At 51.5% G+C, this 13,557-nt stretch carries 10 protein-coding genes; 6 read left to right on the top strand and 4 right to left on the bottom strand.

The annotated features are described in order from the left end of the window. Position 1 precedes the first annotated feature (1 nt). Both AXA67_09535 and AXA67_09530 read right to left on the bottom strand, forming a co-directional pair. Positions 2 to 1,387: an MFS transporter gene (locus tag AXA67_09535; protein KXJ40538.1), complete on the bottom strand. Its 1,386-nt coding sequence runs from the start codon at positions 1,385 to 1,387 to the stop codon at positions 2 to 4. 54 nt (positions 1,388 to 1,441) lie between these two features. Continuing rightward, positions 1,442 to 4,207, bottom strand: coding sequence for a hypothetical protein (locus AXA67_09530; GenBank protein ID KXJ40537.1), 2,766 nt, complete (start codon positions 4,205 to 4,207; stop codon positions 1,442 to 1,444). Between the two features lie 173 nt (positions 4,208 to 4,380). Between AXA67_09530 and AXA67_09525 the strand changes: the two genes are divergently transcribed. Further along, positions 4,381 to 7,239 (top strand): ABC-ATPase UvrA, encoded by a 2,859-nt coding sequence (locus AXA67_09525; protein ID KXJ40536.1) that lies wholly within the window; start codon positions 4,381 to 4,383, stop codon positions 7,237 to 7,239. Positions 7,240 to 7,250: 11 nt separating this feature from the next. Here the strand turns inward: AXA67_09525 and AXA67_09520 are convergent, their stop codons facing one another. Next, positions 7,251 to 8,447: a hypothetical protein gene (locus AXA67_09520; GenBank protein KXJ40535.1), complete on the bottom strand. Its 1,197-nt coding sequence runs from the start codon at positions 8,445 to 8,447 to the stop codon at positions 7,251 to 7,253. Between the two features lie 212 nt (positions 8,448 to 8,659). Between AXA67_09520 and AXA67_09515 the strand changes: the two genes are divergently transcribed. From AXA67_09515 to AXA67_09505, 3 genes are all read left to right on the top strand, one after another. Then, a complete protein-coding gene (locus AXA67_09515; GenBank protein ID KXJ40534.1) occupies positions 8,660 to 9,436 on the top strand; it encodes a nucleotidyltransferase in 777 nt (258 codons plus the stop codon). 261 nt (positions 9,437 to 9,697) lie between these two features. After that, a complete protein-coding gene (locus AXA67_09510) occupies positions 9,698 to 10,198 on the top strand; it encodes a hypothetical protein (GenBank protein KXJ40533.1) in 501 nt (166 codons plus the stop codon). 229 nt (positions 10,199 to 10,427) lie between these two features. Next, the gene (locus AXA67_09505; protein KXJ40532.1) at positions 10,428 to 10,724 is read left to right on the top strand and encodes a hypothetical protein; all 297 of its coding nucleotides are present in this window, start codon (positions 10,428 to 10,430) and stop codon (positions 10,722 to 10,724) included. 6 nt (positions 10,725 to 10,730) lie between these two features. On the opposite strand, the gene AXA67_09500 is transcribed toward AXA67_09505, so the two are convergent. Next, the gene (locus tag AXA67_09500) at positions 10,731 to 11,561 is read right to left on the bottom strand and encodes a riboflavin biosynthesis protein RibD (protein ID KXJ40652.1); all 831 of its coding nucleotides are present in this window, start codon (positions 11,559 to 11,561) and stop codon (positions 10,731 to 10,733) included. A gap of 85 nt (positions 11,562 to 11,646) precedes the next feature. Here AXA67_09500 and AXA67_09495 point away from each other — a divergent pair, with 85 nt between their 5' ends. Then, positions 11,647 to 12,555, top strand: a complete 909-nt coding sequence (locus tag AXA67_09495) for a methylenetetrahydromethanopterin dehydrogenase (GenBank protein ID KXJ40531.1) — start codon at positions 11,647 to 11,649, stop codon at positions 12,553 to 12,555. Between the two features lie 25 nt (positions 12,556 to 12,580). Further along, positions 12,581 to 13,486, top strand: coding sequence for a methylenetetrahydromethanopterin dehydrogenase (locus AXA67_09490; GenBank protein ID KXJ40530.1), 906 nt, complete (start codon positions 12,581 to 12,583; stop codon positions 13,484 to 13,486). Positions 13,487 to 13,557 lie beyond the last annotated feature (71 nt).

Genomic DNA, 13,557 nt, shown 5'->3' with positions numbered 1-13,557 from the left:
GTTAGGTCTCCGCAAGTTGAGGTTCAGGTTGAGTGACAGATTCGATTATCGCTTGGATACGGTTTCGATCCAACCGTTGGCGATCGATTTTTAGATAGGCAACGCCTTCGTCGGCGACGACAACCGCTTCCAGGACGCCAGGTGCTTTTCTTAATTTGCCGGCCAGGAACATAGCCTGCTTGGAGTCGATATCTCCTATGTGAATCAATAGACTGCTGACTGGCTTGGGTGGTTTCATCCAGACAGCAATAAGCCACCAAAAGACAGCGAGACCGGCGCAAAAAAGAAAAACCGCTTGGGGGCCGTATTTACCTGTTAACCACCCCCCCACAGATCCCCCCAGAAAGGCGCCAAAAAATTGGCTGCTGGAGTATACACCCATGGCTGTCCCCTTGAGATCGGCAGGGGCGATTTTCGAAATAAGGGAAGGCAAGGTTGCTTCCAACAGATTAAACCCGGTGAAAAATACCCATAAACAGGCCACTACGGTTATCAATTGGGAGTGAAAATACGCTAATCCACCTTGAGCCAGGGCGATCAGGAAAATCGCGCCGAGAAAAACAGGTTTCATTCGCCGTTTTTTTTCCGCGAGGATAATTAGCGGGACCATGGCTATCACCGATGCGATCATCACCGGCAAATAAATGGTGCTGTGTTTGAGGGTAGGGATTCCCAAAGTATCGCGCAAAATCACAGGTAACACCACGAAACTGGCGGTCAAGATCAGATGGAGGGTCAGGATGCCGAAATCAAGCCGCAACAGTTCCGGGTGGGTAAGTACGCTGCCAAAACGCGCTGGCTGGACTTCCGCGTCCCGGTGAAAACGAACGACGGCAGGCGTTGGGACGATAACGAATAATATAACAATCGCAAGCAAGGCCAGGGCGGTGGTAATCCAGAATAATCCTTTTAAACCAAACTGGGCGCCTATGGCAGGCCCTGCAATCATGGAAATGGCGAAGGCCATCCCGATGCTCATGCCAATCATTGCCATGGCCTTGGTGCGGTGTTCCTCGCGAGTGAGATCGGCCGCCAAGGCCATGATGGCGGCGGCAATGGCGCCACTGCCCTGGAGAACGCGTCCTGCGATCACTACATAAATGGTATCAGCTTGAGCCGCAACGACACTGCCGGCGGCAAACAATAATAAGCCGAAGGTGATGACGGTTTTGCGCCCAATTTTGTCGGACAGCAAGCCGAAAGGGATTTGCAATAATGCCTGGGTAAAGCCGTAGCCGCCAATGGCAAGCCCAACCAGTTGGGGAGTGGCGTCCCTCAATTCGCCGGCAAACAAAGAAAGTACCGGCAAGATCATAAACAGCCCCAGCATCCGGCAGGCGAAAATCATTGCCAAACCGATGCTGGCCCGCTTTTCCGTAGAAGTCATGGGGGTGGAAAAAGATGAATCAGACACTTTGTTATTAGTTCACTAGCCAGGCTGTCAGCTCTGTAATTGTTGTAACAAGGCTTTTGCATCTTCGTGTACTGAAGAAGCCTTAGGATTCTCAAGAATTTTGGATAAAACCGCTGCCGCTTTCTGTTTTTGGTTGTTGGCGGCCAATATTTTAGCCCAATGGAGTTGGATTTGCGGATGAGAAAGCTGCTGCGAAACCGGTTCCATGACTCTAAGGGCCTCTGCATCCTTTCCTTGTTGTAGCAAGATCATGGCCAAAGTATCCAAAACGGCAGGTGAATGGGGTGCCAGTTCCGCGGCTTGTCGGGCATATTCAAGCGCCCGCTCAGGTGCTTTGTCCTTCAAAAGCCAAGCCAGGTTGTTTAATGCCTCGGTGTGGTCCGGTTTAAGTTTGAGAGTATGTTCCAGCAAAGCGATTGCCTGGCCTTGCTGTCCTGCTTTTTGTTGGAGTAAGGCGAGGGAATAGCTCAGAAGTGGATCATTTGGCAGTTTTAATTGCCATTTTGTAATCAAATCCAAAGCTTGTTTTTGATTGCCGCTGCGCCAATAAAGCTTCGCCAGATCGACAATCCATTCTGGGCGGGGGCTTAGCTCAATGGCTTTTACATAGGCATCAATCGCGCGTTGAGTATCATTTAATCGTATGGAGAGCTGGCTGATTTCTGCCAAAAGGTCAGGGCTGTCAGGATAATATTGCTGCAGGGTATCGAAAATCTGCTTTGCCTGTTGCGGCTGTTTGTTCACTACGTAGAACCGGGCCAGGGCAATCAGTGCCGGCAAGTGTTTAGCGTTCAGGGATAAGGCCTTTTTTAGGGCTTGTTCGGTTTTGGCGGGATCGTTCAGGGATGCGTAGACGTGCGCCAATAGATAATGGCTATCGGGCGAATTAGGCGCCAGAGTTGCTACTTGATTGGCTGTGTCTAAGGCTTTTTCAGGTTGTTTGGTGGAAAGATAGATGTTGACTAATTCAGCCAGTACCGAGGTTGCTTTAGAGTTGGCATTGGTGAGTTGTTCCAGCAAGCTGCGGGCTTTTTCCAGTTGCCCCGTGTGCTGATATAAACGAGCAAGCAAAAGCCCTGGTTTTTCCGCAGTGGGATGATCTTGCCGAAGAATTTCCAAACGTTTAATGGCTTCCTGTTGTTTGCCTTCTTTAACATCGACTAGCGCCAATCGGAATGGAATTTCTGGGTTTCTGGGATATAACTTTGCAACATGGTTATACAGCTCCCTGGCACGGTTATAGTTATGTTGCCGTAAATACAGATCGGCCAAGGCAAAAGCAGCGTTCGGATTATCTGGTGCCTTAGCTAAAGCTGTTTCTAATATTTTTTCTGCCTCTTTTGTTTTCCCCCGCTTGGCGAGCAAGATACCTTTCACACTCAGGGTCGCGGCGGAATCCGGGGCTTTTTGACTGAGTTGTTGGACGATTTTTTCCGCTTTGTCCAATTGATTATTTCGTAAATAGAGCATGGCTAGCTGCACTTGGGCGGGAAAAAAATCGGGATTGAGGCGCAGTGCCGCTTCGAGCAATTGTTCTTTATTGCCAGCAGGGAGGTTGCTTCCTTCCGGTAGCGCAATCCGAACCGCCTCGGGATTGACTTCCATCAATTTTTTTAAATAGGCCTTGGCTTGTTTGATATTGCCCTGCTGAGACTCAATTTGACTAAGGAGGGTAAGGGCGTAAGCATCTGCCGGAAAATTGGCGAGAATGGATAGCAGGGTTTCCTTCGCGGCGGTATAGTCCTGCAAACGGTAACGGGCTAAGGCCAAGGCGCGTTTGGCGGCAAGATTGTCAGGATAATGAGAAACATAGTGCTGCAATGCTTTTTCGGCTTGGGTTAGATGGCCCTGGGCCAAATGGGCAATTCCCAGCGGCAAATAGGCGGGATGAAAGTCTGTATTGTATTTGATTGCTTGTTCTAGTTCAGTTTGCGCTTGGGCATGTTGTTGATGCTCTAATGCCAAACGTCCTGCTGCATAATGGGTAAAAGGGTGTTTCGGGGCGATTTTTTTTAATAGTTGAATATCTTGTTCAGCGGCATCAAGCTTTTTAAGGTCCAGACGGATAATAGCGCGGCTAGCGACGTCCAGTAATCGAGGAGCGGGGCTGAGCTCGATGGCCTTGGTGAACGCTTTTTCGGCGTCTTCAAGGCGCTTTTGGGATTGAGCGATTTGCCCCTTCAGTCGCCAGAGCCGGCGATCTTTAGGCGCGATTTGGAGTGCCTCTTCTATCAATTGCCGGGCGCGGGGCAAATCTTTTTGCGTGACGGCCAATTTAGCCAGCCCAAGTATTGCCGCGGGCGCTTTGGGGTCCAAGGACAAGGCGAGTTTGTATTCTTTTTCGGCTTTTTCGGTTTCACCTTGAGCTAGCCAAGCGTCTCCCCGGTAAGCGGTTAATTCCGCCCGGTGTTGCGGCGGTAATTCTTCTGGCAGACCAATTTCAATCAACACCTCGGGATATTTCTTTTGTGCCAGTAGCGATTGTGCCAATGGAACCAGGACGTCATTTTTTTCCATCCCCAGGTTGACGGCCCGGCGAAGTTCCTTTTCCGCGGCAAGGAAATCTCCTTGGACGAGATAGAGAATGCCTAGTATCCGGTGGGCCTGGGCATTTTTTTGATTTTTGGCAATGGCATTTTTTGCTTCGATAGTGGCGGATTTGATGTCGCCTTTCTTGAAATAGGCTTCCGCTTTGGCCACGTGCTCTGTGTCGGTCAAGTTGCCGGAACAGGCGGTCAATCCCAAAGACACAATTAGTGCAAAACAAAGATACCGGAGTACTTGTTGGAACATGAAACTAATCCTGATTCAAGTAAGAACTATGGAGAAAAATTAAAGACTGTAGGGTCTCGAGCCCACCCCATGATAGCCAACTTTCATTAATATGCGCTGAGGAAACCTAATTTTTTTGCCTGAGTCCTATCTGCCATTATATATTGATTTGTTTTCGGAATTTCGAGAGGGTTATGGAGAGTATCCGTATTCGAGGCGCGCGGACGCACAATCTGCAGAATATCGATTTGGATCTGCCGAGGGACAAGTTGATTGTCATTACCGGCCTTTCCGGTTCCGGCAAGTCTTCACTGGCATTCGATACATTGTACGCGGAAGGCCAGCGCCGCTATGTTGAATCATTGTCAGCCTATGCCCGCCAATTTTTGTCGATGATGGAAAAGCCCGATGTTGACCACATCGAAGGGTTGTCACCGGCGATTTCCATCGAACAAAAATCCACCTCCCATAACCCCCGTTCGACTGTGGGAACCATCACTGAAATTTATGATTACCTGCGGCTCTTGTTTGCCCGGGCGGGCCTGCCCCAATGCCCGCAACACGCGATACCACTGGAAGCGCAAACGGTCAGCCAGATGGTAGACACCATCCTCAACCGGGAGCTTGGCGGACGCTGGATGTTGCTGGCGCCGGTGGTGCGGGAACGCAAGGGGGAACACGCGCAATTATTGAATGAACTTCGCGGCCAGGGATTTATCCGTGCCCGCATAGATGGGGAAGTATATGAACTGGATGAACCCCCGGCCCTGGATTTGCGCCGCAAGCATACTATTGAAGTAGTGGTGGACCGCTTCCGCATCCGCAAGGACGTCGCCGGTCGGCTGGCGGAATCCATAGAAACCGCGCTGAAATTGAGCGGCGGCCTGGTGCTGGCGGTCAATATGGACGATCCTGCCGAGACCTTAGTGTTTTCAGATCAGTACGCCTGTCCCGAGTGCGGTTACGCCCTGGAAGAGCTGGAACCTCGGATTTTTTCCTTTAACAATCCCAAAGGCGCATGTCCCGTCTGTGATGGATTGGGAATCCAGCAATTTTTTGATCCCGCCCGTGTGGTCCAAAATCCCAAGCTGAGCCTGGCGGGAGGCGCGGTGCGGGGCTGGGACCGGCGTAACGCCTATTACTTCGCCTTGATTCGTTCGCTCGCGGATCATTACGGCTTTGATCCGGAAACGCCTTTCGAATCGCTGCCGGAAGACATCCGCCATGTGATTCTCTACGGCAGCGGCAAAGAAGTCATCGCTTTCCGTTATTTCGGCGGCCGGGGCAGGGGCGTGGTCAAGCGCCATACTTTTGAAGGGGTCTTGCCAATCATGGAGCGCCGCTACCGGGAAACCGATTCCAACGTGGTGCGGGAAGAATTGGCGAAATATTTGTCGTCCAAACCCTGCCCCGAGTGCCAGGGAACCCGACTGAACCAGGCGGCGCGTCATGTCTTTGTCGCGGGGCGCAATCTGCCTCAAGTGACGGCTCTATCCATCAGCGAATGCCTGGATTTTTTCCACAACCTTCACCTGGAAGGCCGGCGCGGCGCGGTAGCGGATAAAATCGTCAAGGAAATCCGTGCCCGCCTGCAATTTTTGGTAAATGTGGGGCTGGACTATCTTAGCCTCGACCGCAGTGCCGATACCCTCTCGGGCGGCGAGGCCCAAAGGATTCGCTTGGCGAGTCAGATCGGTGCCGGTTTGGTGGGAGTGATGTATGTGCTTGACGAACCCTCCATCGGCCTTCATCAGCGCGATAATCAACGCTTGCTCGATACCTTGATTCATTTGCGGGATCTGGGAAATACCGTGATTGTGGTGGAGCACGATGAAGATGCTATTCTGGCGGCGGATCATGTGGTGGATATCGGGCCGGGCGCGGGAGTTCACGGCGGCAAAATCGTCGCGGAAGGCCCGCCTTCGGTGTTGATGGAGGCTCCCGCCTCTTTAACTGGACAATACTTGTCGGGCCGCCAGCGGATTGAAGTGCCAGCAATGCTAACCCCGCCCAACCCTGATCGGCAACTGGTTGTCCATGGCGCGTCGGGGAATAATCTCAAGGCTATCGATGTGGCCTTCCCCTTGGGATTGTTGACGTGCGTTACCGGGGTTTCCGGTTCAGGCAAATCCACGTTGGTGAACGATACCCTATATCGATTGGTGGCCATGGAGCTCAATGGCGCTTCCACCCAAGCCGCGCCGTGTGACGGCATCGAAGGACTGGAACACTTGGACAAGGTGGTCGATATCGATCAAAGCCCCATTGGCCGTACTCCCCGTTCCAATCCGGCAACCTATACCGGGCTTTTTACCCCCATTCGGGAATTGTTTTCCGCAACCCCCGAGGCCCGCGCCCGGGGATACAGTCCCGGGCGGTTTAGTTTCAACGTCAAGGGTGGGCGCTGCGAGGCGTGCAAAGGCGACGGTGTCATCAAGGTGGAAATGCACTTTCTGCCCGATGTCTATGTGCATTGTGATGTTTGCAAGGGTAAGCGATATAACCGGGAAACCCTGGAGATCCGCTACAAAGGCAAGACGATTCACGAAGTGTTGGCCATGACCGTGGAAGAAGCGCTGGCATTTTTCAACGCCATTCCGGTGATCGCCCGCAAGCTTCAAACCTTGATGGATGTGGGTTTGGGCTATATTACCCTGGGTCAGAACGCAGTCACTTTGTCCGGTGGGGAAGCCCAGCGGGTCAAATTGGCCAAGGAGTTGTCCAAGCGCGATACCGGCCGAACCCTATACATTTTGGATGAACCCACCACGGGTCTGCATTTTCATGACATCAAGCAACTGCTCGAAGTGCTCCACCGTTTGCGCGATCACGGCAATACTGTGATTGTGATTGAGCACAACCTGGATGTCATCAAGACCGCGGACTGGATTATTGATTTGGGTCCCGAAGGGGGGGCGGGCGGTGGTCAAGTGGTTGCCCAGGGAACGCCATGGCAGGTGGCGGAAAATCCGGCTTCCCATACTGGCCGTTTTTTACGGCCGAAGTTGCAAGAATGGCGGTCATCCAATTCGCCGGACGTGGCGCACGGATAACAAGGCTTACTTTAATCAGACGTACTGACAAACCAACGTTGACTGCCTTGCGCCGATTTTGGATCCACGTTATCCAGCCACGATGTCAGCGACTCTCCCTTGAATTTTCGATAAACAGCCAAAAGCAGCCGCCACCAAAGAAAAGCGGTAGAAACGAGGGTCCATAGAGTTACGGCCTCATAGCCCAGGTCGGGGCGGCTAATGACCAGGCTGAGGGTAAGAAGAATCAAGCAGGGGTTTCGACGGGCGGTAATCAGCCGGTTTATTGAGTCCATTACTTCCCAGGTGAAAATGCTGAAACCCGCCACAAGCTCTTTGAAAACCCCTTCCGCAACTCTTCCTCCTATATAGCCTGCCAGTAATAGCCAAAAAGTTCCCATGACGGATAGCTTTAACAATAAAGGTTGATAGCTGGCAAGGCCAAGCCCCCAAGCCAAATACCAAAAGGGGGGATGAAAAAGATCCAGAATATGATCGAAGAAATGGCCGAAACGGCTGGAGTCCACAGTCACCCGGGCCAGCTTGCCATCGACGGTATCGAGGAATGTCATGGTCCAGCCCAAAACCAAGCCTAAGGCAAAATGGCCGTAATAGAACAAAAAACCAACCGCAATCGCCAGCACCCAGCTTAAAGTCGTCACGTGATTGGGGCGGATACCATGATTGGCGCAGAATCGCACCACTTGTTCGGCGGGCTTTGGCCATAGCCATTTAGTAACCAGGTCTGTGACCCCTTTATAGGATTCAATGAATAAGTGATGTTCAATTTCACGAACTTTTTCCGGCCTGATTTGTATTACATAGGGTGGAGAGACCTTGCGCAATTTCCTGGAAATCGCCCTGGATACGTCTTCCGGCGTTACCCTGCGGATTATCAGTGGTTCTGCTATCTGATTCTCCAGTAGCGCTTTGGCGCTTGCGCCAAGGTTCGCATCGACCCAGGCAGCCACAGGAATGCCATCAACTTCCAAAACCAGATCTTCCGTTGATTTGATAAGACCGTCAATAACGCGTTCATCCAATAGGTAGTCCGCCCGGATTAAAAGCAACCTGGCATTTTCTGGCAAGGGTTTTGGCGCATCTATGAGCGGGCGAATGGTTTCCCGGGCGCCGCAAAGACGGGAAAGTACCCGGGCAATTCTGCGTTTGGGACTTAATCCCCAAATTTGCGTTGTGTCACTTCCTATAACTTGGTAATACAAAGCCATTTCTATTCTCCAGGATCGGGCCGAATCTTGTTGTATGGAGTTGGCAAATCGCCACAGCTGGCGCAATATATTCACCTTGTGTTCATTGCGAGTTTTAGATACTCTGATTGGATTCAGTAAATTACACTGCTTATTAATAATGAGTGGCCGTTGTCTTCTGGCAACAAAAATATTCCCCAAGATTAAAGATATAAATATAAGGAGCGCGCTTCATGCAAGCTATTATTCTTAGTGCAGGTCAAGGAACCCGTTTGTCACCATTAACTGCCGATATCCCCAAGTGTGCATTGCGCCTCGGGGATCGCGCAGTGATCGAATGGCAGATCGACGCGCTTCGAGAGAATGGCGTGAATGATATCGTGGTTGTGGCCGGATACAAAGCGGAAAAAGTAAAAAAAATGCTTGACAGCCGTTACGGTAAAAAGACAATCCAAGTCGTTTTTAATCCCTTTTTCGAAGTGGCCGACAATCTTGTCAGCTGCTGGATGGTGCGCGAAAAAATGGCAGGGGATTTTCTTTTGCTTAACGGGGACACTTTATTCGAACCCGCCTTGGCGGAAAAATTACTCCAGGCGCCTGCGCAACCTGTCACTTTGGCGCGCGACGAAAAACCCCATTATGATGATGACGATATGAAGCTGATCCTTGAAGGCGATAAGCTGCTTTCCATCGGAAAAAAACTGCCCCTGGAAAAGGTCAATGGCGAATCCATTGGCATGATTCGTTTTCTTGCCGAAGGCGCCCAATTATTCCGGCAAACCATTGAATGTTTGATGCATGACCCGGCTTCCCTGAAAAGATGGTATTTATCGGTTATCGATGAGATTGCCGCAAATACCGGCGCTGTTTGGACTTGTTCCATTCAAGGGTTGGAGTGGGCTGAAATTGACTATCCCTTGGATTTTAAACACGCACAGGCCATGGTTAGCAAATGGTGTTGGCCAGAAGAAGCCACCTGGGAGCAAGCTCAAAGTCTGGCAAGGCCTTGAGCATGAATCCCGTATCTTTGTGAAAATCAGTCATGGATTTGGGTTGCTTGAGGAATGGTAAAGTACCCGCGCAAGTATTTTCCCTTCAAAGTTCCTCTTCTTTGGGATTGAGTTGGCTAGCTCGGATATCCGCGGCCATCTTAATTGGTGACTTCCTCCGTGAGTGACATAATATGCTCACAGGTGGCTTGTTTTTTTACACCACAATGAATCTGAAAAGTAGAATAAAAAAGCCGAAACATCATTCCGGAGGAGTGTGCGATGCAAGAAATGCAGGATATCAGTTTGGTAGTCTTTCAATCTGCGGTGATTGTGAGTTTGTTGTTTCTGGCGGTAGGTTTGGCGAAACCCAACTGGTTTATCGGTTGGATGAGACGCCCAAGGCCAGTATACATTTTTTATGTGGGAGTGCTGCTTTTTTTGATTTCTTTTACGGGATTAGGGCTCAAAGTCGGGGATGAACTACCGGAAGCCGTGATTAAGGCATTGGTGTTGTTTTCGGTACTTTTCTTGATTGTGGGGCTGATTAATCCGGCCTGGGTATTTGGTAGTGAGAAGGCTGATCGTTTTTGGGTAATATCGGCATTCGCCATTCTTTTCATGGGATTTATGACATTATTAGGCCCTTATTTAAAAGCCAGCAGGGAGGAAAGGCAATTGCAACAGCAGCAGGCAGAACCTTCGTCGCTTGAATCCAGCCAACCTTCTCTGCCAGCTTCTCAACAAGCTGGCGCTGAAAAACCAACATCTGCCACGGAATAAAGCTTTGCAAAACCCTATATTGATTCGATTATTGATTGTGATTTGGGGGGTGGGGCTACTTACTGCGTGCTCACTGGATCCCGTGTTTGCGCCATCCCCTTCAATTTCCTCAAGGAAAACTTATCCAGCGCAGCCTCGCGTTTCTCAACCTGTGGCATCTCCCCGCACCGATGCCCCTTCCGATGTGGTTGCCAGGCCTCAGCCATCATCACCTGCAGTGATTGCTCTCATGCAACAGGCGAGTAGTGATCGCCAAGCGGGAAATTTGGATCTGGCAGTGTCCCGGTTGGAAAGGGCGGTGCGGATTCAACCGCAAAATCCGATGCTATGGCATGAACTGGCCCGGATCCGTCTACAGCAACAGCAACCCCGGTTGGCCGAAGAACTGGCCAAAAAATCCATTGCCCTTGCCCAGAGTGATACGCAGTTGATTCAAAAAAACTGGCGGTTGATTGCTCAAGCCAGAAAAATAAACGGTGATATCAGCGGTGCCCGCCGCGCAGCGGCCAAAGCCAGCAGCTATTAGTTTAAGTCAGTCATTGTCGAATTGGGCAAACCATTGCCCAGCACCGCCGGGTCCTGACGGATCATAATATAAAGTCCTGAGCTGAAGGTGCCCGGTGGGGCCGAGTTCCGGCCCAGGCACCATGGTGCGAAAGGCCTCGCCGCCCATCAATTGATGGGTGATGGTTTGATAGAGACGGTTCAATTTCCCGCTGCGGACCACGGTATCGAGCATGGTGGGTCCGGCAATCAGATAAATGCTGCGGTATCCGAGCTGTCCCAGCATGGGGATCAGCTTACCTCCTTCCACCATGTTGCCGGAACCAGCAAATAGGACTGGATAGCCTTCCTTGCGCCAGGCATCGACTTTCCAAGGATCCGCGTCTTCACCGGTAAAGATAAAGACTTTCTGCTGGTGCTGGCGAACCGATTCGGGGATGACAAAATCCAGGCTGGCGCTGGCAATGACAATTGCCGGTTGCGCGGGCAGGCCTTGACTGCGCCGCCATGCTACCAGATCACTGCCTTGTTCATGGGCGCCAATTTGCAAAATATTTCCCAGCAGCCCGCGGTTGAGTGCGCGCAGATACCCGCCGTGGGTAATCAAGCAATCGGCCTGGGCTTCCAATTCCAGAAACAGGCGGAAATCAGCGGGGGTGGTCAAGCTTTTGGGCAGATAAGTCTGGCCGGTTTGAAGATCCTCCAGGGCGATTCTGCCGTCCAGGCTGGCAAGAAAATTAGCATAAACGAACGGCCTGCCTTCTGATCCTAGCCGGTGTAACCCTTCGTGCAAATAAAGTCCACGAAGGGAAGCTTGTGCATAAGGGGGAGGGTAGAGTCGAAAAATTTGTTTTTGCATACCGGCCAAGTGATAATTTACATAGAGGCTGACATAAGATGTTGCCTTCGTTTCGATTAGCCTAACAAAAAAAGGGAAGCGCTCAATGGAAAAACCCTACATTCTCCACATGCTCAGCACCGAAAAGAATTTAAGCCCCTTCGATGTCAATATGGCCCAAGATGCCGGTTGGCAGGTGACCATGCCTTATTTGCATGTCAAGGAAGATGAAGTCCGCGGGCTGATCCAGGACGCCATTTTTTCCCGTGGCCCTGCCGGCGTCAAGCGGGAAGCTGCTTTTATTGGCGGACGGGATGCGGAATGTGCCGTCAAAATGCTGAAAATCGCCCAAGAATCCATGGTGCCGCCGTTTGAGATTTCAGTCCTGGCCGATCCCAGCGGGGCATTCACCACAGCGGCGGCAATGGTGGCAGCCGCCGAAAGAGAATTGGGAAGGAAATTCAACACCGATTTATCCGGTAAAGTGGTTTTGATCCTGGCCGGTACTGGTCCTGTCGGGCAAATTGCCGCGGTTTTGTGCGCCAAAGCAGGGGCCAAGGTAACCATCCTGGGGCGGCAGAAAGAAAAGTCCGAACGTATCGCCAAAATGGTCAATGAGTTTTTTGGCGAGGGGCAGACGCAAATCACCGGTGAGGGCAACGATATATTACCTGAGCTTCTGCCAGAAACCGATGTTATTTTCGCCACGGGCGCTGCGGGTATTCAATTATTGACTGCCGACCAGGTGGCCGCAGCACCCAAATTGAAAGTGGCTGCCGATGTTAATGCTGTGCCCCCGGAAGGCATTGCCGGCATTGACGCCATGGCCGACGGCGCGCTGATCGCTGGTTCACCTGCCGGCGCAGTCGGCATTGGCGCACTTGCCATCGGTAATATCAAATATCAAGCCCATCACCGGTTGTTGAAGCTCATGCGCGAGACGGAAAAACCAGTCTATCTGCATTTCGATCAGGCCTTCGAGATGGCTCGTGAATTTGTCAAATCAAAATCGTAATCAAGAAGAACAGGATATCCACATCATGAGCATACCTAGTGTACTTCACATGTTTGGCCCCTTGCCCCAGGTCAGCCCGTTTGACATCAACATGGCCGTCGATGCCGGTTTTGAGCATATCTTTCCTCATAGTAACGTGACTTTAGACCGGGTCCATGGGCTTACCCAGGACGTGATTTTTTCCCGTGGCCCCAAAGGCGTGAAACAAACCGCCATTTTCATGGGGGGGCGGGATATCGGCCTGGCTTTGGATATGCTGGATACCGCCCGCAAGGCCATGCAGCCGCCCTTTGAAGTTTCGGTTTTGGCTGACCCCAGCGGCGCGTTTACCACCGCCACCGCATTGGTTGCCCTGGTGGAAAAACAGCTTAAGGAAAAGCACAATCTGGAACTTAAAGACTGCCGTGCGGTGGTTTTCGGCGGCACTGGTCCGGTGGGGATTTCCACGGGTGTCATTGCTTCTTTGGCGGGTGCGGATACTACGATCGTTGATCATCTCAGTCTGGATACTGCCATGCAGATTGCCAGTGAATACAATCGACGGGTAGGTTGCAACCTCAAGGGCACTTTCGCCAGTTCCGGCGCCAGCAAGGCGTGGTTGATCAAGAAGGTCGATGTAATCTTCAATTGCACCAAGGCCGGGATTCAAGTATTGGATGAAGAAATCCTTGAAGAGGCAAAAAAACTCAAGGTCGTCGGCGATGTCAACGCGGTGCCGCCACCGGGCATCGCCGGTATCAAATTCAAGGACTTGGGCGCGCCTTTGGTGCACGCGGTCAACAGCCCTGGCGCGGTGGGCGTCGGGCCTCTGGCGGTGGGCGATATCAAATACAAACTGCAAAACGCCATGCTTCGCGCCTTGCTGGAAGAAAGCGAACCGGTTTATTTTGACTTCCACGAAGCCTTCCGCCGGGCGCGGAATCTGGTTTGAGGTTGAAAAAATAATCTTCTTGTCTATCTTGTTTTCTAGAGGGAGGCAGTAGAAAGTTTCCACCTGTCATT

Source organism: Methylothermaceae bacteria B42, assembly GCA_001566965.1.
Taxonomy (GTDB): Bacteria; Pseudomonadota; Gammaproteobacteria; order Methylococcales; family Methylothermaceae; genus Methylohalobius.
The sequence above is the reverse complement of the archived record's forward strand: the minus strand, read 5'-3'. Positions and strand labels throughout refer to the sequence as shown.

Excerpts from the sequence above, each read along its gene's own strand:
- AXA67_09520 (KXJ40535.1), bottom strand. The coding sequence starts at position 8,447 with ATGGCTTTGTATTACCAAGTTATAGGAAGTGACACAACGCAAATTTGG.
- AXA67_09530 (KXJ40537.1), bottom strand. The coding sequence starts at position 4,207 with ATGTTCCAACAAGTACTCCGGTATCTTTGTTTTGCACTAATTGTGTCT.
- AXA67_09495 (KXJ40531.1), top strand. The coding sequence starts at position 11,647 with ATGGAAAAACCCTACATTCTCCACATGCTCAGCACCGAAAAGAATTTA.
- AXA67_09525 (KXJ40536.1), top strand. The coding sequence starts at position 4,381 with ATGGAGAGTATCCGTATTCGAGGCGCGCGGACGCACAATCTGCAGAAT.
- AXA67_09535 (KXJ40538.1), bottom strand. The coding sequence starts at position 1,387 with ATGACTTCTACGGAAAAGCGGGCCAGCATCGGTTTGGCAATGATTTTC.
- AXA67_09515 (KXJ40534.1), top strand. The coding sequence starts at position 8,660 with ATGCAAGCTATTATTCTTAGTGCAGGTCAAGGAACCCGTTTGTCACCA.
- AXA67_09510 (KXJ40533.1), top strand. The coding sequence starts at position 9,698 with ATGCAAGAAATGCAGGATATCAGTTTGGTAGTCTTTCAATCTGCGGTG.
- AXA67_09500 (KXJ40652.1), bottom strand. The coding sequence starts at position 11,561 with ATGCAAAAACAAATTTTTCGACTCTACCCTCCCCCTTATGCACAAGCT.
- AXA67_09490 (KXJ40530.1), top strand. The coding sequence starts at position 12,581 with ATGAGCATACCTAGTGTACTTCACATGTTTGGCCCCTTGCCCCAGGTC.
- AXA67_09505 (KXJ40532.1), top strand. The coding sequence starts at position 10,428 with ATGCAACAGGCGAGTAGTGATCGCCAAGCGGGAAATTTGGATCTGGCA.